Raw genomic sequence first — 24,888 nt, 5'->3', positions numbered from 1 at the left:
CGGCGGCAGGCTGTGTCACCCATCCCGCCCTCGCCGCACAAAAAAGCCGCCCGGATCGCTCCGGGCGGCCTGCTGTTTGACGGGGTGCCTACCGGTCAGTTGATCGCCATGGCTTCCTTGGAGCCGGCGCCATGGACCTGCAGGTAGCGCAGGACGAAGCGTTTTTCCTCCGGCGTCAGGCTGGTCCGCGGGGCGTAGGTGTCGACGTCCGTCTGCCAGGCAAGCGCATCGCGCGAGGCCGGGTCCGGCGGCGAATGGCAGGCGCCGCACTGGCTGGAGAACGTCCGGTCGGCGATCGACCACAGCATCTGGTCGTCGGCGGTCAGGTCGGCGGCCTTGATCCAGCCGTCCAGCGAGGTCCGGACCCAGTCCTGGTTGCCGTCCTCGTAGAAGCGGCTCTCGCCCTTCTTGACCTGGTCGAGGGCGCTTGCCGAGATCGACAGGTTGAGGGCGCGCAGCCCAAAGCCCGCATACTGGCCGCGCACGACCTGGCCCGCCTGCCAGCCCTCGACCCGCACCTTGACGTAGTCGCCGCTGGTCTCCAGCCGGGTCATGCCGACGCCGACCAGAACGGTTGCCAGCTTGCTGGCGTCTTCCGCAGGCTCGGCGACCAGGCCCGTCGTCCGCTTGGCCCAGACATGGTCGCCCGTCAGGTCCTCGGTCCTGGCCATGAAGGCGGCCGCTTCCTGGCGCGCGCGCTTGGCCATGTCCGGCTTGTGGTGGGCGATACCCTTGTGGCAGTCGATGCAGGTATCGCCGTTCTTCATGGCCTCCTGCATCTGCTTGGCCGCGGTCTCCCGCTGCTTGTGGAAATCCATGGTCTCGAAGGAATGGCAGTTGCGGCATTCGCGGGAGTCGTTCGACTTCATAGTCGCCCAGACCCGCTCCGCCATCTCCAGCCGGGTTGCCTCGAACTTCTCCTTGGTGTCGATGCTGCCGATCAGCTTGTGGTAGAGTTCGTTGGAGGCCTGGATCTTGCGGATCAGCTTGGCCGTCCAGGGTTTCGGCACATGGCAGTCGGAGCAGATGGCGCGCACGCCCGAGGCATTCTTGTAGTGAACGGTCTGGGTGTACTCGGCATAGACGTTGTCGCGCATCTCATGGCACGAGATGCAGAACTCCATGGTGTTCGTATACTCCATGAAGGTGTTGAAGCCGCCCCAGAAGACGACGCCACCAATACCGCCGATGATCAGCACCACGCCCAGGCGAAAGGACGTCGTGCGGGACCACAGCATATTCCACCATTTGCGGATCATGTCTCAATTTCCAGTGTAGCAGGGTGTCCCCGGAAGAACGGGCGCCAGAAGGCGCCCGCTCCAATCGCTTGCGTATCCGGTCTTAGGCGACCGGCTCGAAGGTAGTGATGGTCGGAAGGTCTCCGGTGTATTTCTCGATCTCCACCAGCGCGGTGTGGGCGCAGTTGCCCTGGGCGAGCTTGGACGTGCCCTTGTCGAAGGTCAGCACGTTCGGATCGCCGTGCTTGCACAGCGAGCCCTTCTCGCCCGGCTCGGCCGGGTCGTACCAGGCGCCTTCCTGCAGGCGGATCACGTCGCTCTTCATCCGGTCGGTGACGACCGCACCGGCCAGGACCGCACCGCGGTCGTTGAAGATGCGCACCACGTCGCCGTCGGCGATGCCGCGGGCCTCGGCCGCATCGGGGTGGATCCAGACCGGCTCGCGGCCCTTCACCTCGTATTTGTGCCGAAGCTCGGCGTTATCGAGCTGCGAGTGCAGACGATAGTCCGGATGCGACGAGGTCATGTGCAGCGGATACTTGTCCGACATGGCACCGCCGAGCCGCTCGAACGGCTCCATCCAGGTCGGATGGCCCGGGCAGTCGTCGTAATTGTAGCCGGCGATCTTGCGCGACAGGATCTCGAACATGCCGGACGGGGTCGCCACCGGATTGAGCAGCGGATCCTCGCGGAACTTGGCGAACTGCACGTAGTTGCGCTTCTCGTCGGTGACGTCGTACATCCACACCTTCTTTTCGTTCCAGAAGGTATCGAAGTCCGGGCTCTCGATGCCCTTTTCCGCCGCCTTGGCAACGCCTTCGTCGTAGATGTGCTTGAGCCAGCCCATCTCGTCCATGCCGTCGGTGTATTCCGCCTCGAAGCCGAGGCGCTTGGCCACCTGGGAATAGACCCAGAAGTCGGTCTTGGACTCAAACAGCGGCTCGATCGCCTGCTGCATCGCGCACAGGCCGGCATTCTGCTCACTGATGTTGCAGATGTCGTTGCGTTCGAACAGCGTCGAGATCGGCAGCACGATGTCAGCGAACCGGGCCGACTGCGTCCAGTTGATGTCGCTGATGATGATCGTCTCCGGCTTCTGCCAGAAGTCGATCTGCTGGTTGCGATCCTGGTGGTGGTGGAACGGGTTGCCGCCGGCCCAGATCACCAGCCGCAGATCCGGCGTGGTGTATTCCTGGCCGTTGTAGTCGTATTTCTCACCCGCATTGGCCAGCGCCCACGGCACGCGCGAGCACGGGATCGGCGCGGGAACGTCCTTGGAGGCCTCGCCCGCCGGGAAGCCGGCGAAAGACGGGCCGTTGCCCTTCGGCGTGCCGTAGCTGCCATAATGCAGGGTGAAGTCGGCGCCGCCGCCCGGCTGGCCGATATAGCCGAGCATGCAGGCCAGCGTATGGGCCATCCACGGACCCTGCTCGCCATGGTCCTGGCGCTGGATCGACCAGCCCATGGTGATCAGCGTGCGCTTGGAGGCCATGGACCGGGCCATTTCCTTCAGCTTGTCGGCGCTGACGCCGCAGATCTCGGCGGCCCACTCGGCGGTCTTTTCGGTGCCGTCGGGCTCGCCCTTCAGATAGGCGGAGAATTCCTCAAAGCCGGTGCAGTAATTGGCCAGGAACTCCTTGTCGTGCAGGTCTTCCGTCAGCAGCGTGTGGGCGATGCCGAGCATCATGGCAACGTCGGTGCCCGGACGCGGGGCCACCCAGTCGGAGCCGAGCAGCTTGGCGGTCTCGGTGTTGATCGGGTTGACCGAAATCGACGGCTTGCCGGTCGCCTTGTACTCCTCAAGGTATTTGAGGCCGGCATGGTTCGGAACCGACCAGCCGATGCGGCAGCAGACGGCGGGATCGGAACCCCAGAAGACGATCTGTTCGGTGTTCTCGATGATGCTCGGCCAGGTCGAGGAGTCGTAATAGGAAGTGCCGATCACATAGGGCAGGATCACGCGGATCGCGCCCGTGGAGTACGTGTTGACGTCGTCGACGAAGCCGCCATTGAGGTTCAGCAGCCGATAGAGGTTGTTGAAGCAGTTGTGCAGCATCGCCGGCGTGCGCCAGCCATAGGAGCCGCCATAGATCGCGCCGTTGCCATGCTCGTCCTTGACGCGCTTCAGTTCGCTGGCGACGAGATCGAGCGCCTCGTCCCAGGACACGCGCACGAACTCGCCCTTGCCGCGCTCGCTGCGGTCGCTGTTGGCGCCGTCCTTCAGGAAGCCCTTGCGGACCATCGGATATTTGATGCGGGTCGGCGAATACGCCCAGTCGACCAGCGTCGTTCCCTGCTCGACCGGAGCCAGGTCGGCTTCGTGCGGACGCACGGCGACGAGCTTGCCGCCCTCGACCTTGGCGTAGTGAACGCCGAAATGCGAGCCGGTGACGACCTCGCCGTCGGTCACCGCCGCGGCATAGGCCTGGCGCAGCACGGACGGCACCAGAAGCGTGCCGGCACCGAGGGCGGTGAGGCCCTTCAGCACCGAGCGGCGCGAGACTTGTGTGATCGGGTGACTGGTCATGGGTATCCCTTTCCTTCTCAGTCAGGGCACGCCGCTTTCGGTCGTGCCAATCGAAATGGTCTGCCGACCTTCGATAAATCGAGGAGAACGACCGGCGGCCGGCCGGCGTGCCGCCGGGCGGTGTTTCAGTGCGCCTTCAGGGCCCGCTCTTCCGCTTCCAGCAGCGTGCGCAGCACTTCCGCCGCAGCCGCATAGAAGCCGCTGCGGTCGCGATCGCGGCAGAGGTCGCAGAATTCCCAGGCCCAGACGAGGAGATGGTCGCCAAGCAGGGTGCGCCGGCGGGCCGCCGCATCGGCGTCGTCCGCCGCCCGGGCGGTCAACTGGGCGAGCAGCTCCAGTTCCACGGCGATGTGGTCGGCCGGCTCGCGCCGGTCGGCAAGCCACAGCCCCTGCTCCTTCAGGAGCGCCTCCATTTCGGCGGTCGCTTCCTGATAGAGCCGTCCGTCGGCGCCGGTATAGACCGACTCGTAGGGCGGCACGCCCTCGCGCGATCCGCCCGCGCCAAGGAACAGGCGCGCATAGGCGGACGCCAGATCGAGCACCTGGTCCTGCGGGTCGGCCGGATTGGCGGCAACGTCGATCAGCCGGTTGAGGCGGCCGCGAAGCACGTCGTTGCCGGCGGCGAGGTCATGGAATTCGGTGCGGGTTTCCGGCGCCTTCAGGACGGCGAGCGTCTCTTCGGTCTGCTCGCGGATGAACAGGCCCGCGAGCCATTGGTAGAACGCCGGATCGGGAACGGCCGCGGCAGCTTTGTCGAGGCTTTCGGTAGGCATGTGGAGGCCTTTTTTTTGGTCTTTGAATCGGTCTTTGAGACCGTTGGCCACCGACATAGGAATCGGATGTAAACGAGCTTCCCGCCCCGCTTGAACGAACCGTAATAATATGTAACAGGGGTGTAACAAACGCAGCGAGGGGACAACCCGTGGACGATCGCCAGCATGTCCTGATCGTTGAAGATGAACTCTCCACGAGAACGATGCTCTCCGCTTACTTCTCCAAGGAGGGGTTCCGGGTCAGCACGGCCGAGAGCGGCGACCAGATGTGGGCGGTCTTTGCCCGCGACACGGTCGACCTGGTACTTCTCGACGTCCGCCTGCCGGGCAAGGACGGCCTGACCCTGACGCGCGAGATTCGCGACCGCTCCGATGTCGGCATCATCATCGTCACCAGCCAGGCCGACGAGGTCGACCAGATCATCGGCCTGGAGACCGGCGCCGACCACTACGTCACCAAGCCCTACAATCCGCGCGACCTGCTCGCCCGGGCGCGCACGGTGCTGCGCCGCACCAGGGCACCGGCGCCCCAGGCCACCCAGGAGGAGGTCCGGCACTTCGAAGGCTGGTGCGTGAATTTCGGCCAGCGCCGCGTGAGAAACCCGAACGGGTGCGAGGTCAAGCTGACCCGCGCCGAGTTCGAGCTCCTGGCGGCATTTCTCCGCAATCCGCAGACGGTGTTGACCCGTGACGCCCTTCTGGGCGGCGTCAGCCACCGGGAATGGGCGCCGAACGACCGCAGCGTCGACGTCCTGGTCGGCAGGTTGCGCAAGAAGATCGAGAGCGACCCGAACGATCCGCGGATCGTGCTGACCGAGCACGGCGTCGGCTACCGGTTCGCGGCCAACGTCACCTGAGCGGAACGCTGCCCGGCGGCGCCCCTAGAGCGCTTTTCCAAAAAGCTGATAGACTTTTTGGAAAAGAATTCGCGTCAAAACAAAGACCTAAAGCATGTTGCGTGTTTCAGAAAAAACGCAACATGCTTTAGCGTTTCTTGCAGAGACGTTCCCAGACCACGTCGAGTGCGGCAAGCGCATTGGCGCGCGCCGTCTCAAGGGTCGCGACCATGATCAGGTCGCCGCCGTTCTGGGCCGTCGCCTCGAGCGTCGCCGCCATTTCGGCAAGCGCGGTCAGCCCGACATTGGCCGCTGCACTCTTCAGCGCATGGGCCTTGTCGCCGACGCGCACGCGGTCCCCGGCATCCGCCGCCTCGCGCATCTCGGCGACCAGCAGTCCGGTCGACTCCCGCACCGCCTCGATGATCTCCTCCACGAGGTCACATCCGAGCAGGCCCGCATGGTCGGTGAGTATGGTCTCGTCGATGAGCGGGCCCGTTTGCGGCCCGGCCGCCTCTTCGGGCCGCCCGGCAGGCACGATGCCGCGCAGGGCAATGCCCAGTTCCTCGCGCCGGTAGGGCTTGGCCACATAGCCGTCCATGCCGGCCTCGAGGCATTCCGCCAGCCGCGCACGCTGGGTGTTGGCGGTGACCGCCAGGATCGGCACCGCCGAGCGGTGCGGATCGTCGAGCGCACGAATCCGGCGCGCCGCCTCCGCCCCGTCCATGCCGGGCATGCGCAGATCCATGAGAATGACGTCGAAATCGCCCTTGGCGGCCCGTGCGACCGCCGCCGCGCCGTCGCGCACCCGCGTCACCCGGTGACCTTCCAGTTCCAGGAAACCGGTCAGCACCATGGCGTTGACGTCGTTGTCCTCGGCCGCAAGGATCGAGAGCGACGGCAGCAGGGATTGCTCGACGGACATCCGCGGCGCCGCCCGGCGCTGTGCCCGCGGCAGCTCGATCTCGAACCAGAAGGCGCTGCCCTGTCCTTCGACCGAATCGACGCCGACGGTGCCGCCGAAGGCCTCGACGATGCGCTTGGAGATGACGAGGCCGAGGCCGGTGCCACCATAGCGCCGGGAGATCGAGAGATCCCCTTGCGAGAACGGCTGGAACAGCCGGTCGCGCGCCGCCGGCGAAATGCCGATGCCGGTGTCCTCCACGACGAAGCGCAGCCGCGCCTGGCCGACCTTGTCCGTTTTCAGCGCGCTCACCTCAAGCGACACATGGCCTTCGTCGGTGAACTTGATGGCGTTGCCGACGAGGTTGAGCAGCACCTGGCCGAGCTTGGCCGGATCGCCGCGCAGCCGCTTCGGCACGCCCTTGCCCTGGCGGATGGTGAAATCGAGGCCCTTGCGGAACGCCTGATGCTGCATCAGCGCCCTGGTTCCGTCGAGCAGGTGGTCGAGGTCGAACTCGATCGCCTCCAGTTCCAGCCGGCCGGCCTCGATCTTGGACAGGTCAAGGACGTCGTTGAGCAGCGCCAGCAGCGCCTCGCCGGAGGCCGAGATGGCCTCGATCTGGCTGTGCTGGCCATGGCTCAGCGTCGACGACTGCAACAGCTCGGCCATGCCGAGAATGCCGTGGATCGGGGTCTTCAGCTCGTGGCTGACGGCGGCAACGAATTCGGACTTGGCCGAATTGGCCCGCTCGGCCTCCTCCAGCGCGCCGCGATAGTCGGAAATGTCGGTGAGGATGACGACGGCGCCGAGGAAGGATTCGGAGATATCGAGCATCGGCCGCCGCTTGACGGTGAACCGGCGCGGCCCGTGGCGGGTCTGCAGCGTGCGCTCCACATCGGTGCCGGCATCCTCCACCGACAACAGGTCGCCGAGGCCGGCGGTCAGATGCGCCAGGTTCGCCTCGCCGTAATAGACCGTGCCCGGCGTGGCGCCGATGCCGAAGATCTCGCAGGCCGCATTGTTCATGTTCTCGATCCGGCCGCTTCGGTCGAGCAGAATGACCGGGTCGCGCAGGCTCTCGAAGATCGTCAGGTATTTGAGCTTTTCGCGGGTGAGCTCGGCATTGCGCTGCTGGAATTCGCGCAAACGGTCGGTCTCGGCAAGGCCGAACCATTCGCCGCAAAGGCCGAGCTCGATGCGGTCGAACACCCGGTGGACGAACTGCCGGCAGACATGGACCGCCTCCGGATCGAGGCCGGATTCCTCAACGAGATCCACATAGGTCTGGCGATAGTATTTGAGGCCGCCGAGATACATCACCAGCGGCACGCCGCGGGCGCGGTGGGCGCCGGCCTTGTCGACGCCGTACTGGGCCACCGAATCCCGGATATAGTCGAGCTCGGCCGGCAGGTCCGGCGGCGCATCGTAGAGCGCAAGGGCATCGACGATCGTCTGCGAGACGCCGCGCACGGCCGTGCGCCAGGCCTCCGTCAGGGTCGAGCTGTAGGCCGCATAGCCCTGCTCCCGGAAGTGCCGGTACATGCGCTCAAGCAGCCAGTCCTCCGAGGAGATCACCAGCTCGGCGAGCGGCGCCAGCAGGGTCCTCTCGGGAAGACCGGGATCATTCGCAGATGTCGGGACGCGGGCATCCATGCCGGAGATTCCGTAGCGGTGGCCCACCGCGCGACCGGCCGGGAGGGCGCGGGTCCGGCGAGCCTGTAATCAGCACCGCACATGTAGGGCCGAATGCCGCACCGGGCAATACCAAAGTATGATAGGGGCGTCCGACGCCCTGCGATCGGGCGCCGGCGCAAAGCTCGGCTGCGGTGGCCGGAGCCGGCCGCCGCCTCAGGACAGGCCGAAGCGGTCCATCGCCTGGTAGTACGGGAAGATCAGCCGGCCGACCCGCTCCTTGACGCCGTGCATGGAGATGCTGCGCGTCCCCTCCACGACCTCCAGTGGGATGTCGTCGAGCGTGCATTGGTCGGCGGCGAACTCGCCGACGATCTTGCCCATGGTCTGGGCGAGCGCGACGCCGCGGGTGGAAAAGCCGATCAGCGAGAAGATGTCCCTGTCGACGACCTGGAACGACGGCAGGTAGCTGTCGGTGATCGAGCAGTAGCCTTCCCAATAGGTCTCGATCTTCGGGTTCACCCGTTCCAGTTCCGGGAACAGGGTGTACATGCGCTTGCGGGCATGGCCAAGGCCGTAGCCCTCCGCGCCCGGCACGGAGAACACCGCGCCGCCGGAGATGATCCGCCCGTCCGGATCGCAGCGGCAGAAGCCGCCGGACTTGCGCAGGTCGGTGAAGCAGGTGCGCTGCGGCAGGATGGTGTCGAGCACCTCCTCCGACAACGGTTCCGTCGCGCAGTGGAAGAGCCTGACGGCAATGCCGGATTTTTCCAGGTTCGGCGTCAGCGGGTCGGTATAGCCGTTGGTGGCGATGACGACCTTTTTCGCCGTCGCGACATGGCCGTTACACTGCACCGTCGCCTTGCCGTCCTGGTGCCGGACCCGGGTGACCGGGCTCTTCTCGTGGATGACGGCGCCTTCCTGGGTCGCGGCGCGGGCAAGGCCGAGGCAGAGCGCGAAGGGCTGCACCGCACCGCCGGTCGGATTGCGCCAGGCGCCGAGATAGCCGGAGGCGCCGAGCGTCGCCTTGACGTCCGCACCCTCGATCCACTCGACGTCCTGGCCGAGCGCCTTCCATTCATCAAAGACGGCTTTGACCTTGGCCATCGCCTTTTGCGAATGGGCCGGCTGCGCCCAGCCCTTTCGGAGCGGGTCGCAGGCGATCTGGTATCGCTCGATCTCATCGAACATCCAGGTCGGCCCGCCGGCGACCAGTGAGATCAGCTTGTCGGCCTTTTTCTTGCCGAGCAGCTTTTCCACGTCGCTCGGCTTTTTCGCGCCCGGGAAATGCGGAACCGCGTAGCCGCCGGTGCGCCCGGAGGCGCCGACGCCGACGATGCCGGCCTCCAGGACGACGACGGACAGCCCGGCCTTTGCCGCGTAGCGGGCGATCGTGAGGCCCGCAAACCCGGCCCCGACGACAACGAGGTCAACGTCCTTGTCGGCCTCCAGCGGCATGCTGGAAAACGGCTTTTCCTTGGCGGTCCCGGCCCACAGGACCCCTTGCATTTTCACATCGATGCGGTCGAGGGCAGATCCCATGACCCGAACCTTTCCTGAAAAAGTGCCGGCCCGACCGCCGGTCGGGCCAGCGCATGCTGGAGGACATGTTCTTTATGCGTTTATCGGGAGGCGGCGTTCTCGGACGCCGCTCTTGTCGTTGCCGTTTATCCGTCTTTGGTTTTGGCGTCGAGATGGCGGAAATAGATCACCTCGATCTCGCGCAGGACGTCGACCGGCTCCTCGTCATAGGTTTCCGAAAAGACGCCGCCCTTGCCGTCCTCCACCGAGATCGACCACTTGCCGCGGTGGGGATTGAAGCTGCAGGTCGGGAAATGCATGTGGTGATGCCACGTCGCGCCCGAGGCATCGATCTCCCGGACCTTCGGCAACAGGGTCGAGGCCGCAACAGCCGCATTGTCGCCGCCCGATTTGGAGGCATCGAGGATGTCGTCGCCGTGCAGGATCTTCACCAGCACCTTGTCCTCCTCCGGAAAGCCGACGGAGTGGGCGAGATAGGTGATGTCCTCGCTGTCGTCCTCGATGACGAGGCCGTACTGCTCGGGCTTGGGGTTGTGCAGGCAGCCCGGCGAGAGGACATGGGAATGCCACTTCTTGCCGGAGGTCCTGAGTTCCTCGGCAAGGGCCAGGGTCTCGCCGAGCGGGATGATCCGATAGACGAGGTCGCCGTGGGTGATCGTTTCTGCGTCGGCCATGGGGTCTCCCTTAGCTGCCGCAGCCGATGACGGCGGTCGCCGAAATTTCGACCGTCACGTCCGGCACCGGGAATTCGACGACGAGCGCCGCGTTGGTCGGGCGGATGTCGCCGAAGATCTTGCCGAGTTCCGGACCGATCGCCTGGAACACCTCCGGCGCCGTCACATAGGTCGTGATCTGGACCACGTCCTTGAGGCTCGCACCGGCCTCCTTGAGCGCCGGCTCGATGTTCCTGATGACCTGGCGGAGCTGCTCGACCGGATCGGGGGAGACCTCGCCGGTTGCGAAATTCATGCCGATGGTGCCGGAGATATAGACCGTCTCGCCGACCTTGACCGCGCGCGAATAGCCGAAGGCTTCCTCGAATTTCGATCCGGACGAGATGTTCTGGCGTTTTGCGGTCATTGTCATGCCTTTCCGAGAGAGTTGTCGGCAGCCTCAAGCGTCTTCAACGTCATTTCGTTGATCGGCCACCATTGGATGTAGAGGTCGAGCCAGGCTGCCATCCGGCCGCTGTAGAGAATGCCTTCGACGAGGACGTCATCGAGCCGGGCGGCGCCGTCGCCGAGCGCGACGATGAGCTTTTCCAGCACCGCGGCGGTCTCGCCCATGTGGCAGAAGCCGCCGACGCGGGTGATGGCCGCATGCGTTGCAAAGCGTGCGATCGCCATCTTTTCGGTATCGATGATTTCACCGCCCGCATTCCACAGCCGCCACAGCAGCTCGTGCAGCTTGCGCAATTCGCCTTCGGCCATGGAGAGCGGACCGAAGGGGATGTTGAGGCCGCGGCGGCCCAGCAATCCGGCAACGTCCGACGGCTGGGCCGCCCAGACCGCCCGGCGCGCGGCGCGGACGCCGGCAAGGGCACTGCCGTCGTCGGCTTCGTCCGGCTCGGGTGCCGCATCGGCGGGGGCGTCCTTCAGATAGACCTCGGCCTTGAAGATGGCCGTACCCTGACCCTGGCGCTGGCGGTCGGCATAGTCGCGCAGCCAGGCAACGTCGCCGCGAAGCCGGCCGAGATAGTTGACCGCGGCCGTTTCCGCCTGCAGCGCGTCGTAGGTGATTTCCAGATATTGCCGCTCCGGCCAGAAGAAGAACGAGCCGGCTGGCATGTCGAGCACGTCGGAGGCGTTCTCCACGGCTTCCACGAACGGCACCGGCCACATGATGTGGCTGCCGGCGATCTTGGCGCAGTGGATGTCGACGGTCGCCGGCAGCGCCGCCTTCACCTTGGCGAGCGTTGCCGGACATTTCGAGCCGTCGAGCAGGATCTCCCGCTCCACGCCCTCGACCTTGAAGATGAGGATATCCGGATCGCCCGCCATCAGTCGCGCTTGCCCAGGGTGTAGCCGTTGGCGATCCAGCCGCCGTCGACGGGAAGGATGGTGCCGGTGGTCATGCGGGCCTCGTCGCTGGCGAGGAAATAGCAGGCGGCGGCGACCTCTTCGGGCTCGGCGAGACGGCGCAGCGGCGCCCTGCCCTCGACGCCGGCAAGGTCGTAGATGCCGCGGTCGATGAGGTCCTGCACCATCGGCGTGCGCACGCCGGTCGGCGCGACGGCGTTGACGCGGACGCCGGACGGGCCCCATTCCACGGCAAGGCTGCGCACCAGATTGTGGACCGCGCCCTTGGAGGCGCAATAGGCCGTGCGCTGCGGCGCACCGCCGGCGCCATAGACCGAGCCGATCATGACGATCGCGCCATGGCCCTGCTCGATCATCACCCGGCCCGCCGCCTGGGCCGTGAACCAGGTGCCCATGACGTTGATTTCCATCGTCTTGCGGAAGAACTCCGGATCGGCATCGACCGCGGGCTCCACCTTGACGACGCCGGCAGACGTAACGATGGCATCGAGCGTGCCGAACATGTCCTTCGTCGCCGCGACCGCATCGGTCATGTCGGAGAGTTCGGTGACCGATCCGGTCACGCACAGCGAACCGATCTCCGGGTTCAATTCGGCAGCTACCTCCTTGGCAGCCGCCTCGTTGATGTCGAACAGGCAGACGCCATAGCCCTCGGCGTTGAAGCGCAGGGCCGCCGCGCGCCCGATGCCGCTGCCCGCACCCGTGATGAGAACCGATTTCCGTTTTTCCTGCATGTCCACCTGCCTTGCGTTCGGATTTCCCGAACTATGAAATATGTTATATCAAATTACAAGAGCCTCATGCCGGCGATTATCGGCGATTTTTAGCTCAGGCCCGAGCCGCCGCGCGGGCCCGCACCCGCTCGCGATAGGCAACGAACAGGCCGCTGCCGACGATCAGCGCGCCGCCGGCAAACGCCCAGGCATCGGGCATGTCGTTAAAGACGAGCCAGCCGACGATGACGGCCCAGACGAGCTGCAGGTAGTTGAACGGCTGCAGGAGGCCGGCCGGCGCGATGCTGAGGGCCCGGATCAGCGAATAATGGCCTCCCATCGACATGGCGCAGAGGACCGCCAGCCAGGCGCCGTCCTCAAAGGTGATGGTGGTCCAGGCGAACGGCGCGACCACCGTCATCATGACGGCCCCGACCATGCTGACATAGAGGAACGACGTCGACGGGCTGTCGTCATTGCCGCAGAGCCGGGTGAGGATCTGGTAGACCGCATAGATCAGCGCCGAGATCAGAACGTACACCGCACCGACATCGACAACCCCCGCGCCGGGCCTGAGGATGATGACGATGCCGACGAAGCCGACGGCGACCGACACCCAGCGCCGCCAGCCGACCGGCTCGCGAAGGAGCACGGCGGCAAGCGCCGTCGCCATCAGCGGATAGCACATGAACAGCGTCATGGTCTCGGCGAGACCGAGGGTGCGGTAGGCAAGCGCCATCAGGCCGATTTCGAGGACGAGCAGGATCCCGCGCCCGATCTGCAACACCGGCCGTCGGCTCTTGAAGGCGATGTGGAGGCCCGGCTGGCGCGCGGCGAGGCCAAGCCCGAAGGCGCCGAAGAACCAATAGCGGATGACGAGGATGAAGGTGACCGGATAGGACGCCACCAGATGCTTGGTGATGGCGTCCTGGCAGGCGAAGATGATGGTCGCAAGGACGAGCAGCAGCACCCCGGCGACGACATTCGTGCCGGCCGGGGGCGAGATTGTTTTTATGTTGCGAGAGGTGTCCGGTTCGCCGGCCGCACCGGGACTGGTCACTCGGATTTTCCGAGCTCTACGGAACGGTCGCGGGCGGCTTCGACGGCATCGCCGAGGAGCGTCGACAGGGCGCCCTCGCCCATCAGCACGCCGAGCGCAGCCGCCGTCGTACCGCCCGGGCTGGTCACCTTCTCGCGCAGCGTCCCGGGCGCATCGTCGCTGGTCGCGGCGAGCCGTGCGGCGCCTTCCACCGTCTTGAGCGCCATCAGGTCCGCCAGATCGTCCGGCAGGCCGACCTTGCGCGCGGCCTCCGAAAGCGCCTCGATGAAATGGAAGACATAGGCGGGTCCGGAGCCGGAGACCGCCGTGACGGCGTCCATCAGGGCCTCGTCTTCGATGGCGACGACCGTGCCGCAGGCGGCAAGGAGCGTTGCCGCGGCCTCGGCCTGCTCCGCGCTCACCTGGCCGTTGGCATAGAGCGCCATCACGCCATGGCCGATCGCGGCCGGCGTGTTCGGCATGCAGCGCACGATGGCCGCATCCGCTCTGGTCAGTCCGGCAATGGTGGCGGTGGTGACGCCCGCGGCGATCGAGACGAACAGCGTCGACGGACCGGCGAACCGGGCATAGTCCGGCAGGACGCCGGCGAACATCTGCGGCTTGACCGCAAGGACGACGATGTCCGGCCAGTAATCCGCGGCAAGGTCGTCCGCCGACGCAAGGGCCGAAACGGCGAGGTCGGAGATCCGCTGGCGCAACGGGGCGGCGGGCTCCACGACGGTGATCTCGGGCGACGGCTGCAGGGCGAGCCAGCCTTGCAACATCGCGAACCCCATATTGCCGCAACCGACAAGCAGAACCTTCTTAGCCACAGAGCCTCCTATCCGGCCCGCGTCAGCTCGTTGATGAGCCGCGCCGTCAGCGCCGGCTGTTCCATGTGCGGCACGTGCCCCGTTCCCTTCATGAGATGGAGGCCGACACCGGCCGATGCCGCAAAGGCGTGGGCGGACGGGATGATCCGGTCATCGAGCCCCCACAGCACCTTTGCCGGGATCGCCAGGTCGGCAAGGACGGGCGCCAGCCGCATCGATTGCGTATTCCCCGGGAAAAGGCCGTCGGCCATCTCGGCTAGGGTCTTTTGCGTATCCCTTGCCTGCCACTGGCGCAATACCGTGCGCGCATAGCCGCTCTGCAGGGTGAAGTCGGTTCCCGTCATGGCATCGAGCCACGGCTCCAGGCTCTCGGCACTCTGCGCATTGGCCATGCCATCGAGGAAGCCGCCATTGATCTCGGGGCCGAGCCCGGCCGGCGCGATCAGGCAGAGGGAATGGACCGCGACCCGGCCAAGGCCGCACAGCGCGAGCGCGACGGCGCCGCCGAGGGAATGGCCGACGAAATGGGCGGCCGTAATGCCTTTGTCGTCGAGCTCGGCTGCGACGGCATCGACGAGATCGTCGAACCGGGTGATGGCGCCATCTGTTGACGATCCGTGCCCCGGCAACTCGATCAGGATCGGCTTGATGGCACGGTCGACGAGCGGCACGACCCGGCTCCACGCCGTCCTGTCGGCCCCGAACCCGTGCAGGAAGACGACCGGGACACCGTCACGGGCCGGTCCTGCGGCATCCTGCGGCGCGGCAGCGGCCGGCTTCGGCGCGGCCTTTGCCGCCTCGACATCCCGCAGCTTGATGCGGCCGCGGGGGCCCGTGCCGCGAATGTCGTGGAGGTCGATGCCGCGCTCCTTGGCGACGCGCCGGGCGAGCGGCGTCGCGACGACCCGCGCGCCGCCCTTGGAGGCCGCGGGTGCCGTCGACACCGGCGCCTCGTCGGCGGCCTTCGGCGTCGGCGCAGCGCTCTCGGCGGGCGCCGGCGTGCTCGCAGACTTCTCGTCGCCGATGCGGCCGAGGACGGCGCCGATATCGGCCTCCTCGCCGGGCTGGAACAGGATCTCCTGCAAATAGCCGGCATGCGGCGCCGGGATTTCCGTGGCCGCCTTGGCGGTCTCCACGACGACGACGACCTCGCCCTCGGCGACCGCCTCGCCGGGCTTCTTGGTCCATTCGACGACGACGACGCTTTCCATATATTCGCCGCCGGCGCTTTCCAGCGTGATCGGATGGGTCATTGTCCCCTCCTCAGGCGAGCGTTTGCAGCGACGCGGCGACGATCTTTTCCGCGTTCGGAAGCACCGCCATTTCCAGCGGCTCGCTGTAGGGGATCGGCATGTCGGGCATGGTCACCCGGGCCACCGGCGCATCGAGATCGTCGAAGCAATGGTCCATGATCGTCGCCGAGATCTCCGCCGCATAGCCGCAGAAATTCCAGCCCTCGTTGACGACGACGGCGTTGTTGGTCTTGGCGATGGATTTCTTGATGGCGTTGAGGTCGAGCGGCTTCAGCGACCGGAGATCGATCACCTCGGCGGAAATACCCTTCTCGGCGAGCGCCTCAGCCGCCTTCAGGCTCTCATGCACCATGCGCGAGGTCGCAAAGATGGAGACGTCCGTGCCTTCTCGGGCGAGCGAGGCGGCGCCGAGCGGTACCAGCACGTCGTCGCCCTCCGGCACCTCGCCGCGCATGTTGTAGAGCAGCTTGTGCTCCAGGAAGACCACCGGCTGGTCGTCGCGGATCGCCGATTTCAGGAGCCCCTTGGCGTCGGCCGGGGTCGACGGCGCGACCACCTTGATGCCGGGGATGTGCGCGACCATGGAATCGAGCGACTTGGAGTGCTGGGCCGCGGCCCCCGCGCCGCCGCCGCCCTGCGTGCGCAGGACGAAGGGCATCTTCACCTGGCCGTTCCAGATATATTCGTAGATCGAGGCCTGGTTGACGAGCGCGTCGAGCGTCAGCGGCATGAAGTCCGCATACATGATCTCAAGCACCGGCCTTGTGCCGGTCATCGCCGCCGTCACGGCCATCGCCGTCATCGCCTGTTCGGAGATCGGGGTGTCGCGCACCCGGTTGAAGCCGAACTCCTCCTGCAGGCCGCGCGTTACCTTGAAGACGCCGCCATAGCGGCCGATGTCCTCGCCGAACAGAAAGACCGACGGATCGCGCGTCATTTCCTCGCGAAGCGCCGCGTTCAGCGCCTCGGCATACCGCATCAACGCCATTACACAACCTCACTGTATGCCGCGCTGGCATCGAAGAGTTCGAATTCCGGGAACGGATCAGAGAGCGCCTTCTCAAAGGCGGCTTCCACCTCGGCGACGGCCTCCGCCTCGATGGTCTTCAGCTTGTCCTCGCCGACCTCGGCCTTGAGCTGGTCGAAGGCGATCTTCAGGGGGTCGCGCGCCTTCCAGGCGGCGATGTCCTCGTCCTTCTGGTAGCCGCCCATGTCGGAGGTCGAAAAGCCTTCCAGGCGATAGGTCTTGGCCTCGACCATGCCCGGCCCCTCGCCGCGCCGGGCGCGCTCGACCATCGCCCCGACCGCCCGGTAGACGGCGACCGGATCGTTACCGTCGACGATCTCCGAGGGCATGCCGTAGCCGGCGGCGCGGATGCTGAGATCGTCGATGGGCGACTGCATGTCGGTATCGACCGTGAGGCCGAACTGGTTGTGCTCCAGCACGAAGACGATCGGCAGCTTCCAGAGAGCGGCCATGTTCATCGCCTCGTGGCAGATGCCGGTCTGCGCCGCGCCATCGCCGAAGATGCACATGGAGACCGCGTCGCGGCCGAGCACCTGGTTGGAGAGCGCCGCGCCCGTTGCCGCCGGAATGCTGGCGCCGACGATGGCGTTGCCGCCGATCATGCCCTTGGAGGCATCGGCGACCAGCATGTGGCCGGCCCGGCCCGCGCAACTCCCGGTCTCGCGCCCGAAGATCTCGGCGACCACCGGATAGACGTCGAGCCCCTTGCCGATGTAGTGGGCGTGGCCCCGGTGCGTGCTCATCACATAGTCGGTGTCGTCAAGCATCGCCGTCGCGGCAACGCCGATCGCCTCCTGGCCGTCGCAGCGATGGATCGGGCCGCGCGTCTTGCCTTCCTTGTGCAGGGCTCCCAGCTTTTCCTCAAGCTGCCGCACCACATGCATTTTTCGAAATATTTCAATTTGTTCGTCGATCGACGGTGAGTTCTTCATCCGGCCTTTTCCGCGTTATTTTGTTATAACATGTAACACATAACTTCAAAAAGCCGCAAGGGCAAACTGGCCGCGAAAGGACATCCGCAAGCCGAAGACAGTCGTCGTGATGAAAGGAAAGACCGCAGCCGGAAGCGTAGCGCCCAGCCGGCGAAAAAACCCGTCCGGACCGGGGAGCCGCCGGGAAACGGGCGATTCGCGGACGAAGGCCGGCCCGGCCGTACTTGTGGACCTAGTCGGCCCCGCGCTTGCGGATCATCTCGGCAAGCCAGTCACCGGCGGTGCGGATGTCCAGCGCGATGGTCGCCTCAAGCTTCTCTGCATCCCGCGCCTTCACCGCCTTGATGATCTCGCGGTGGATGTCGATGCCCACATTCACCTGGCCGTAATCGGGGTAGAGGACGTTCAGATAGGAGCCGATCATCAGCCAGCAGGATTCGATCATCTTGCAGAGCTGCGGCATCTGGGCCGCCTCGTAGATGGCGAAGTGGAACTGCCAGTTGAGCGTCCGGAGCGCCGTGTAGTCCCGCGCCTCGTCGGCCTCGATCAGCTTTTCGTTGGTGTCCTCAAGCCTGGTGACGAGCTCCGGCGACAGCCGCGGCGCCGCCTCGCGGGCGGCAAGGCCTTCCAGGTTGATGCGGATCTTGGTGATCTCGATCAGCCGATTCTCGTCCATTTCGGGAACGCAGACGGTGCCGTTCGGCTGGGTTTCCAGCGCCCCTTCGGCAACGAGGTTGAACAGCGCCTCGCGGGCCGGCGTCAGGCTGACGTCGAGCGCCTTGGCGACGGCGCGAATCGTCAGCTTCTCGCCGGGCATGAACTGACCCGCCATGATGGCGGAGCGGAGCTGTTCGCGAACCAGTGTCCCGAGCGTTTCCTTGCGCTCGACCGGCCTGAAGCTTTCAAGAGTAGATGACATGCCGGTTTTTGCCTCGCGGAAAGTCGTTCTCGGGAAATCGTTTGCGTCGTATATCATATAACGGATGCCCTACCATTAGGACTGTCCACAGCAACACCTCAGTGCGACAAGATCTGCCCGAGAAAATCCTTCGTTCTTTGGTGTCGGGGAGCGGAGAAGAAGACCTCCGGGGGCGCCTCCTCGACGATCTCGCCCTTGTCCATGAAGATGACGCGGTCCGCCGCCTTGCGGGCAAAGCCCATCTCGTGGGTAACGCAAATCATCGTCAGGCCGTCGGAGGCGAGCTCGATCATCACGTCGAGCACCTCGGCGATCATCTCCGGGTCGAGGGCGGAGGTCGGTTCGTCGAACAGCATGATCTGCGGCATCATGCAGAGCGAGCGGGCGATCGCCACCCGCTGCTGCTGGCCGCCCGAAAGTTCGCCCGGATATTTGTGCGCCTGTTCGGGAATGTGCACCCGCTCCAGGAACTGCATCGCCCGCGCCTCGGCGTCCGCGCGCGACATCTTGCGCACCCGGATCGGCGCCAGCGTGCAGTTCTCCAGGATCGTCATGTGCGGGAACAGGTTGAAGTGCTGGAACACCATCCCGACCTCGCGGTGGATGCGGGCCTCGCTGACCTCGTCATGGCCGATCCGGTGCCCGAGCACGGTGATGTCGCCGGACTGGTGGTCCTCCAGCCGGCTGATGCAGCGGATCAGCGTCGACTTGCCGGACCCGGACGGCCCGCAGATGACGATCCGCTCGCCGTTCTCCACGGTCAGGCTGACGTCCTTCAGGGCGTGGTGGGCATTGTAATACTTGTTGAGGCGATCCACCCGGATGGCGTGGGGGCCGGTTGCGAGCATTTGGTCAATTCCCACTCAGTGCTGCGCGATGCGCATGCGGCGTTCCAGATAGGCGCCGTAGCGCGACAGGCTGAACACGAAGACGAAATAGACGAAGGCGATGAAGACGTAGACCTCGACATAGGCGAACGCCCATTCGCCCGACCCGTAGGCCGCATTGCCGGAGGCGAGGAACTCGAACAGGCCGACGATGATGATCAGCGAGGTCTCCTTGAAGGTGATGACCATCTGGTTGATCGTCGGCGGCAATGCGCGGCGGAACGCCTGGGGCAGGACGATGTAGATCATCCGCTGCCAGTAGGTGAGCCCGAGGGTCCGGCCCGCCTCGTCCTGGCCCGAGGAAAGCGACTGGATGCCACTGCGGATGATCTCGGCCTGGTAGGCGGCAAAGAACAGCGCCATGCCGGCGATCACCCGGTAGAGCTTTTCGCCCTGCAGCCAGCTCGGTACCAGGATCGGCACGACAACGGCAACGGTGAAGAGGATGGTGATCAGCGGCAGCGAGCGCACCGTGTCGATGAGGAGGCCGACCGGCACGGAGACGAACGGCGTGGAGGAGCGCCGCATCAGGGCGAGCAGGATCGACAACGGCATGCCGATGAGCGCGACGGCGGCAAAGATGAAGATCGTCAGCGACAGCCCGCCCCACTGCTCTTCCGTGACTTCGGAGAGGCCGAAGATGCCGCCGCGCATCAGGATGACGAAGGCGGCAAAGCCGAGCACCCAGGCGATGGCGAGCCTTTTGGCGGCCCAGAAATAGGGCACACAGGACAGGATCGCGACGCCGATGGCGATGGCGCAGGCGAGGCCCGACCGCCAGTGCTCCTCGTAAGGGTAGAGCCCGAAGAACATCAGCCGCCAGCGCGCCGCGATCACCGACCAGCAGGCACCGGCCTTGGCCTCGCAGGCCTTCGGCCCGACATCGGCCGAGAACGCCGCATCAAGGATCGCCCACTGGAAGAGGGTCCAGCCGATATAGACGAGGAGCGCGGTGCCGCCGAGGGTGAGGATGACGTCGGACGGCCGGCCGAAATAGTCGGCGCGGAACTTTTCCAGCGCGCTCTGGCGCGGCGGCTCCATCGAAACGCCGGACGTCCGCAGCATGGTGTCAGCCATGTGGAAAGATCCCCTCGCACAGCATGATCGTCACTTGCGCGTCCCCTGGCCCTTGATCGCGATCGACCGGTTGATGGCGTTCATGACCGTGCCGATCGTGTAGTTGATGAGGAGGAACCCGCCCATCAGGATGAGGAGGAGCTCCACGGTCTGGCCGCTCTGGTTGATCGAGGTGGAAATGACGAGGAAGAAGTCGGAAAAGCCGACGGCGATGCCGAGCGTGGTCGCCTTGATCAGCCAGACATACTGGTTGGTGAGCGTCGGCAGGATGGCGCGGATGGCGAGCGGCAACCGCACCAGCGTGAAGATGTGGAACGGCCTGAACCCAAGCGCCTTGGCCGCCTCGATCTGCCCCTTGGGGATCGACAGGAAGCCGGCGCGGATGATCTCGCCGAGATAGGCGCCGCCATAGAGCGACATGGCCGTGAGCAGCGCCGCGAACTCCGACGTCAGCCGCAGCCCGCCGCGGATGTTGAGGCCGCGCAGCTCAGGCATGCTGATCACCGGCTGGTCCGCGATCCGCCCGGCCTCGCCGACGAGAAAGATGGCAATGGCGGCGACGACCAGCGCCAGGCCCGCCAGCGGCAGCCGCCGAGCCTCGGCCCAGCCCGTCAGGCGCCGTGACGAGATCAGCCAGAGCGCGGCAACGATGCCGACGACCAGCAGCACGGCACAGATCGCGATCGCGCCGTTGGAGATGTTGAAGCCCGGAAGATAGATGCCGCGGGCGCTGAGGAAGATCGCGTCGCCGAATTCGATGGCGCGGCGCGGCGGCGGCAGATGGGTATAGACGGCGTACCAGAAGAACGCCTGCAGGATCAGCGGCACGTTGCGGAACGTTTCCACATAGATCGTGCCGATCGCGTTGAGGACCGGATTGTGCGAGGTCCGGGCGACGCCGACGAGGACGCCGACGAGGGTGGCGAGCGCCAGGCCCGCAAAGCCGAGGAACAGGGTGTTCATCAGCCCGATCAGCAGCACCTTCCAGTAGGGGTCGCTGATCGAATAGGGAATGAGGGAGAAGCCGATGTCCCAGCCGGTGCTGCGCCACAGGAAATCGAAGCCGGAGACGATCCCCTTGGCCATCAGCTCCTGCTGGCCGGCATAGATGAGGCCCGCGAGCACGACGACGACGATCGCCGCAACGACTGCCTGAAAGTGCCTTGAGGCAAGGAGGGTGACGAGCCGGTCCCGTGTCATTCTGTGCGCAGCTATCATCTCTGCAAAGCGAGGGCCGGCGCGATCGCCGGCCCTGCCTTTCTGATCAGTCTACCAGGATCGGGAACAGAACGCCGCCGTCGCTCCAAAGCGAGTTGATGCCGCGTTCCAGCTTGTAGGGCGAGCCCTGGCCGAGATTGCGCTCGAACATCTCGTCGTAGTTGCCGAGCTTCTTGATGACGTTGTAGGCCCAGTCGTCGGATAGGCCCATGCGGGTGCCGATGCCGGGGGTGGCGCCGAGCAGCTTGCCGACCACCGGGGTCGGCGGATTGGCCTTCATCTCGTCGACATTCTCGCTGGTGATGCCGTTTTCCTCGGCCGCGAGCAGCGCCGACAGGGTGAAGTTCATGATGTCGAGCCAGCCGTCGTCGCCCTGGCGCACGGCCATGGCCACCGGCTCGGCGGAGACGGTGTCGGGCAGGATGACATGGGCGCTCGGATCGTCCGCCTTGAGGCGCAGCACGGCGAGCTGCACGTCCCACTGGGCGAACACGTCGCAACGGCCGGAAAGGTACGCCGCCTCGCTCTCCTCGGTCTTTTCGGTGGTGACGAACTCCATGGTCACGTCATTCGCCTTGAGATACTCGGCGACGGACCGCTCGGTGGAGGTGCCGGCCGGCACGCAGACGGAACCGCCGTCCAGGTCCTTGACCGACTTGGCGCCCAGGTCCTTGCGAACCAGCATCTTGATCGGCGCCATCATGTAGATGTTGGAGAACTGCAGGCCGAGTTCGGTGTCGCGGCCCATGGTCCAGCCGGTCGCCTTGATGATGACGTCCAACTCGCCGGACTGGATCGCCGGCCAGCGCTGGGCCCAGCTCGTCGGCAGGATCTTCAGGTGGTCTTCATAGTCACCGAAGATCGCCGTGGCGACGGCACGGCACAGATCGATGTCGAAGCCCTTCCAGTTGCCCTTGTCGTCGACCTCGGCAAGGCCGAGATAGGAACCGTTGTGGCCGGTGCAGGCGAGCGCGCCGCGCTCCTTGACGGCGGCGAGGGTCTCGCCGAATTCCGCATGGGCGGGGACCATGGCGGCAGCGCTCAGAAGAATGCCGGCCGCAGTCGCCCTCATCAGTGATTTCATCATTTTCAGCTCCTTTTTTGACCGGCGCATGCCGGCTCCCCTGGCTCCCGCAACGCTCAAGACCGTCCGTCGCATTGCTGAGATATGTTACACGTTATAACAAATTTCATTCCAGTCAATCGGGCACGTCATGAAAACCGGTTCGGAATGGGCCGGAAAAGGCTGAACGCCCCGGCGCGCGCGCCGCGGAAGGCGGGCCGGCGGCACCTTTCCCGGCGGCAGAGAGCAAAGCAAGCTTGCCATGAACGAAGAAACCGCGCCCGCGCGGGCGCGCAAGAGCGACCGCCAGGCCGCACGAAACAGGCGTGATCAAAGCCGGCCGGCCGCGAGACAAATAACCGAGCGCAAAGCGCTCGCAAGCCCGAACGGGCGCCGCGCGAAAACGCGCGCCGTCGCGGGCGCGAGCGAAGCGAGCCTGCCGTGAAACAAAAAAAAACGAGCCCGCAGGGCTCGCAAGGCGAACAGCCGCCCGAGCCGATGCGAGGCGCCGTCGCAGGCCAGTGAGCGTTAGCGAACGCTCGGCCGTGAGACAAAAAAGAGAGAAAATGGTGGGCGGTACTGGGATTGAACCAGTGACCCCTACGATGTCAACGTAGTGCTCTCCCGCTGAGCTAACCGCCCAAAACCCGGGGTTTTGGCGTCGCCGGGACGACGTTCGGGGGATATAGCCGGCTTCGTTGCGCCGTGCAAGACCCGAAAGGCGGGAAACCTTTTCGCGGACGTTTTGCCGCCCGCGCCAGGTGCCGGCAAGCGCAGGATCAGGCCGCCAGCAGCCGCTCGACCTCGTTGACGAGCTCGCGCAGATGGAAGGGCTTGGAGAGCACCTTGGCATCCTTGGGGGCGTTGGAATCCGGATTGAGCGCGACGGCGGCAAAGCCGGTGATGAACATCACCTTCAGGTCCGGATCGAGCTGGGTCGCCCGGCGGGCGAGCTCGATGCCGTCCATCTCCGGCATGACGATGTCGGTCAGGAGCAGCGTGAACGGTTCCTCGCGCACCCGCTCATAGGCACTGCGGCCGTTGTCGAAAGAGATGACGTCATAGCCCGCAGTCTGGAGGGCTTTGGTGAGAAAACGACGCATATCGTTGTCGTCTTCGGCAAGGAGTATCCGCGACATTCAGGTACCTGTTCCGATTTTGATTATCTTTGCCGGCCTCTGCCGTCCGTTGTCGCCCCATTAGACCGCCGGTCTGGTAAATAACCGGTGAAACCGGCGCCGATTGCAGGCAGCGATGGACAGCGCCGCGCGTTCTTGGCACCATGCGCGGAATTAACCATGCGTTCCATCCCTTCACCCGGTCCGGCAGAATAGCAAACAGACGCGATGAAGATCATCGAAAATTTCGACGACAGTCCACCCTTCGATGTGATCCGCCCGGCCGCACACGAGATTCCCTTCGTCTTCAATTCGCCGCACTCGGGCCACGACTACCCGGAAGCGTTCCTGGAAGCCTCGCGGCTGTGCGAGAACACCATCCGCCGGTCCGAGGATTCCTTCGTCGACGAGCTGTTTGCGGCGGCGATCGCGCGCGGTGCGCCGATGCTCAGGGCCCGCTTCCCCCGCGCCTATCTCGACGTCAACCGCGAGCCCTACGAGCTTGACCCGGCGATGATCGACGGCGAGCTGCCGCGCTACGCCAACAGCCGCTCGCCGCGGGTCGCCAGCGGCCTCGGCACGATCGCGCGCATCGTCGCGGAGCGCCAGGAGATCTATATCGACCGGCTGCCGCTGTCGGACGCCATGCGGCGCATCGAGATGCTCTACAAGCCCTACCACGCGGCCCTGAGGCGCATTCTCGCCGAGACCCATGTGCGCTTCGGCCATGCGGTGCTGATCGACTGCCATTCGATGCCCTCGGTCGTGCGCGGCCAGGACCGCTGGCGCCGGCCCGACTTCGTCATCGGCGACCGCTTCGGCACTTCCTGCAGCGACATCGTCTCCGATACCGCCGCGCGGGTCCTGCGCGGCCTCGGCTACTCGGTCGCCCGCAACAAGCCCTATGCCGGCGGCTTCATCACCGAGCATTACGGCCGCCCGGCCCAGGGGCTGCACGCCCTGCAGGTCGAGGTCAACCGCGCGCTCTACATGGACGAGCGGACCTATGAGCGGGCCGCCGGATGGGGGCGCCTGGAGCGCGACATCGCCACCTTCATCGACGCCATGGCCGATATCGATCTGGGAGGGTTCATCCCCCAGTCCCAGGCGGCCGAATAGGCGCACGGGCAACGCCGCGAACAGCAGACTTCAGAGAAATGAGGGCCGGAAAAGAAAAGGGGCCGCTCTCTTTTGCAAGAGGCGGCCCAAGTCTAGGGAGGAAACGCCCAAGGAGGGCAGCGATACGACAGCGTCGTACCGCACTGCACAAATATGAAAGTGCAGCGCAAAAAGGTCAAGTGCCGTCACGTCGCATCGC

Annotated in this window: 23 protein-coding genes and 1 tRNA gene; 3 read left to right on the top strand and 21 right to left on the bottom strand. The window is 65.5% G+C overall.

Annotation, left to right across the window (positions count from 1 at the left end):
• Positions 1 to 95: 95 nt before the first annotated feature.
• The 3 genes from M2319_RS02135 to M2319_RS02125 all read right to left on the bottom strand — a co-directional run bounded on the left by M2319_RS02135 (position 96) and on the right by M2319_RS02125 (position 4,538).
• Positions 96 to 1,259, bottom strand: coding sequence for a NapC/NirT family cytochrome c (locus tag M2319_RS02135; RefSeq protein ID WP_264599778.1), 1,164 nt, complete (start codon positions 1,257 to 1,259; stop codon positions 96 to 98).
• Between the two features lie 82 nt (positions 1,260 to 1,341).
• On the bottom strand, positions 1,342 to 3,765 hold the full coding sequence (gene torA / locus M2319_RS02130; RefSeq protein ID WP_264599777.1) for a trimethylamine-N-oxide reductase TorA: 2,424 nt from the start codon (positions 3,763 to 3,765) through the stop codon (positions 1,342 to 1,344).
• A 125-nt stretch (positions 3,766 to 3,890) separates the two neighbouring features.
• Positions 3,891 to 4,538 carry a TorD/DmsD family molecular chaperone gene (locus tag M2319_RS02125; RefSeq protein WP_264599776.1) on the bottom strand — a complete coding sequence of 216 codons (648 nt, stop codon included), beginning with the start codon at positions 4,536 to 4,538 and terminating at the stop codon, positions 3,891 to 3,893.
• Between the two features lie 149 nt (positions 4,539 to 4,687).
• On the opposite strand from M2319_RS02125, the gene M2319_RS02120 reads away from it, so the two are divergent.
• Entirely contained in the window at positions 4,688 to 5,395 is a 708-nt protein-coding gene (locus tag M2319_RS02120) for a response regulator (protein ID WP_264599775.1), read from the top strand.
• Between the two features lie 127 nt (positions 5,396 to 5,522).
• Here M2319_RS02120 and M2319_RS02115 read toward each other — a convergent pair whose 3' ends face one another.
• From M2319_RS02115 to M2319_RS02040, 16 genes are all read right to left on the bottom strand, one after another.
• Positions 5,523 to 7,931: a hybrid sensor histidine kinase/response regulator gene (locus tag M2319_RS02115; protein ID WP_264599774.1), complete on the bottom strand. Its 2,409-nt coding sequence runs from the start codon at positions 7,929 to 7,931 to the stop codon at positions 5,523 to 5,525.
• A gap of 195 nt (positions 7,932 to 8,126) precedes the next feature.
• The gene (locus tag M2319_RS02110; RefSeq protein ID WP_264599773.1) at positions 8,127 to 9,452 is read right to left on the bottom strand and encodes an NAD(P)/FAD-dependent oxidoreductase; all 1,326 of its coding nucleotides are present in this window, start codon (positions 9,450 to 9,452) and stop codon (positions 8,127 to 8,129) included.
• A 125-nt stretch (positions 9,453 to 9,577) separates the two neighbouring features.
• Positions 9,578 to 10,126, bottom strand: a complete 549-nt coding sequence (locus M2319_RS02105; RefSeq protein ID WP_264599772.1) for a hypothetical protein — start codon at positions 10,124 to 10,126, stop codon at positions 9,578 to 9,580.
• Between the two features lie 10 nt (positions 10,127 to 10,136).
• Positions 10,137 to 10,532 (bottom strand): RidA family protein, encoded by a 396-nt coding sequence (locus M2319_RS02100; protein WP_264599771.1) that lies wholly within the window; start codon positions 10,530 to 10,532, stop codon positions 10,137 to 10,139.
• Between the two features lie 2 nt (positions 10,533 to 10,534).
• Positions 10,535 to 11,452 carry a hypothetical protein gene (locus M2319_RS02095; protein ID WP_264599770.1) on the bottom strand — a complete coding sequence of 306 codons (918 nt, stop codon included), beginning with the start codon at positions 11,450 to 11,452 and terminating at the stop codon, positions 10,535 to 10,537.
• Positions 11,452 to 12,225 carry an SDR family NAD(P)-dependent oxidoreductase gene (locus M2319_RS02090; RefSeq protein WP_264599769.1) on the bottom strand — a complete coding sequence of 258 codons (774 nt, stop codon included), beginning with the start codon at positions 12,223 to 12,225 and terminating at the stop codon, positions 11,452 to 11,454. Before M2319_RS02090 ends, M2319_RS02095 begins: the two co-directional genes overlap by 1 nt.
• A gap of 94 nt (positions 12,226 to 12,319) precedes the next feature.
• Positions 12,320 to 13,264, bottom strand: a complete 945-nt coding sequence (locus tag M2319_RS02085; RefSeq protein WP_264599768.1) for a DMT family transporter — start codon at positions 13,262 to 13,264, stop codon at positions 12,320 to 12,322.
• Positions 13,261 to 14,076: a pyrroline-5-carboxylate reductase gene (gene proC, locus M2319_RS02080; protein WP_264599767.1), complete on the bottom strand. Its 816-nt coding sequence runs from the start codon at positions 14,074 to 14,076 to the stop codon at positions 13,261 to 13,263. Before proC ends, M2319_RS02085 begins: the two co-directional genes overlap by 4 nt.
• Before the next feature lie 8 nt (positions 14,077 to 14,084).
• Positions 14,085 to 15,329, bottom strand: coding sequence for an acetoin dehydrogenase dihydrolipoyllysine-residue acetyltransferase subunit (locus M2319_RS02075; protein ID WP_264599766.1), 1,245 nt, complete (start codon positions 15,327 to 15,329; stop codon positions 14,085 to 14,087).
• Positions 15,330 to 15,339: 10 nt separating this feature from the next.
• On the bottom strand, positions 15,340 to 16,317 hold the full coding sequence (locus M2319_RS02070) for an alpha-ketoacid dehydrogenase subunit beta (RefSeq protein WP_264599765.1): 978 nt from the start codon (positions 16,315 to 16,317) through the stop codon (positions 15,340 to 15,342).
• Complete coding sequence (locus tag M2319_RS02065) at positions 16,317 to 17,288, bottom strand: thiamine pyrophosphate-dependent dehydrogenase E1 component subunit alpha (RefSeq protein ID WP_264599764.1); 972 nt, start codon at positions 17,286 to 17,288, stop codon at positions 16,317 to 16,319. Before M2319_RS02065 ends, M2319_RS02070 begins: the two co-directional genes overlap by 1 nt.
• Before the next feature lie 232 nt (positions 17,289 to 17,520).
• Positions 17,521 to 18,207, bottom strand: a complete 687-nt coding sequence (locus tag M2319_RS02060) for a GntR family transcriptional regulator (RefSeq protein ID WP_264599763.1) — start codon at positions 18,205 to 18,207, stop codon at positions 17,521 to 17,523.
• Between the two features lie 98 nt (positions 18,208 to 18,305).
• Complete coding sequence (locus tag M2319_RS02055; protein ID WP_264599762.1) at positions 18,306 to 19,055, bottom strand: amino acid ABC transporter ATP-binding protein; 750 nt, start codon at positions 19,053 to 19,055, stop codon at positions 18,306 to 18,308.
• Positions 19,056 to 19,070: 15 nt separating this feature from the next.
• Positions 19,071 to 20,171, bottom strand: coding sequence for an amino acid ABC transporter permease (locus M2319_RS02050; protein WP_264599761.1), 1,101 nt, complete (start codon positions 20,169 to 20,171; stop codon positions 19,071 to 19,073).
• A 30-nt stretch (positions 20,172 to 20,201) separates the two neighbouring features.
• Positions 20,202 to 21,371: an amino acid ABC transporter permease gene (locus M2319_RS02045; protein ID WP_264599760.1), complete on the bottom strand. Its 1,170-nt coding sequence runs from the start codon at positions 21,369 to 21,371 to the stop codon at positions 20,202 to 20,204.
• Positions 21,372 to 21,435: 64 nt separating this feature from the next.
• The gene (locus M2319_RS02040; RefSeq protein WP_264599759.1) at positions 21,436 to 22,473 is read right to left on the bottom strand and encodes an amino acid ABC transporter substrate-binding protein; all 1,038 of its coding nucleotides are present in this window, start codon (positions 22,471 to 22,473) and stop codon (positions 21,436 to 21,438) included.
• Positions 22,474 to 22,714: 241 nt separating this feature from the next.
• On the opposite strand from M2319_RS02040, the gene M2319_RS02035 reads away from it, so the two are divergent.
• A complete protein-coding gene (locus M2319_RS02035) occupies positions 22,715 to 22,897 on the top strand; it encodes a hypothetical protein (protein ID WP_264599758.1) in 183 nt (60 codons plus the stop codon).
• 122 nt (positions 22,898 to 23,019) lie between these two features.
• Here the strand turns inward: M2319_RS02035 and M2319_RS02030 are convergent.
• Positions 23,020 to 23,094: transfer RNA gene (locus tag M2319_RS02030), tRNA-Val, on the bottom strand.
• Between the two features lie 137 nt (positions 23,095 to 23,231).
• Positions 23,232 to 23,591: a cell cycle two-component system response regulator CpdR gene (gene cpdR, locus M2319_RS02025; protein ID WP_111435381.1), complete on the bottom strand. Its 360-nt coding sequence runs from the start codon at positions 23,589 to 23,591 to the stop codon at positions 23,232 to 23,234.
• Between the two features lie 207 nt (positions 23,592 to 23,798).
• On the opposite strand from cpdR, the gene M2319_RS02020 reads away from it, so the two are divergent.
• Positions 23,799 to 24,689: an N-formylglutamate amidohydrolase gene (locus M2319_RS02020; RefSeq protein WP_264599757.1), complete on the top strand. Its 891-nt coding sequence runs from the start codon at positions 23,799 to 23,801 to the stop codon at positions 24,687 to 24,689.
• Positions 24,690 to 24,888: the final 199 nt, after the last annotated feature.

The sequence above is a fragment of the Rhodobium gokarnense genome (assembly GCF_025961475.1).
Lineage (GTDB): Bacteria > Pseudomonadota > Alphaproteobacteria > Rhizobiales > Rhodobiaceae > Rhodobium > Rhodobium gokarnense.
Note: the sequence above shows the minus strand (reverse complement) of the source record. Positions and strands in the feature narration are given on the sequence as shown.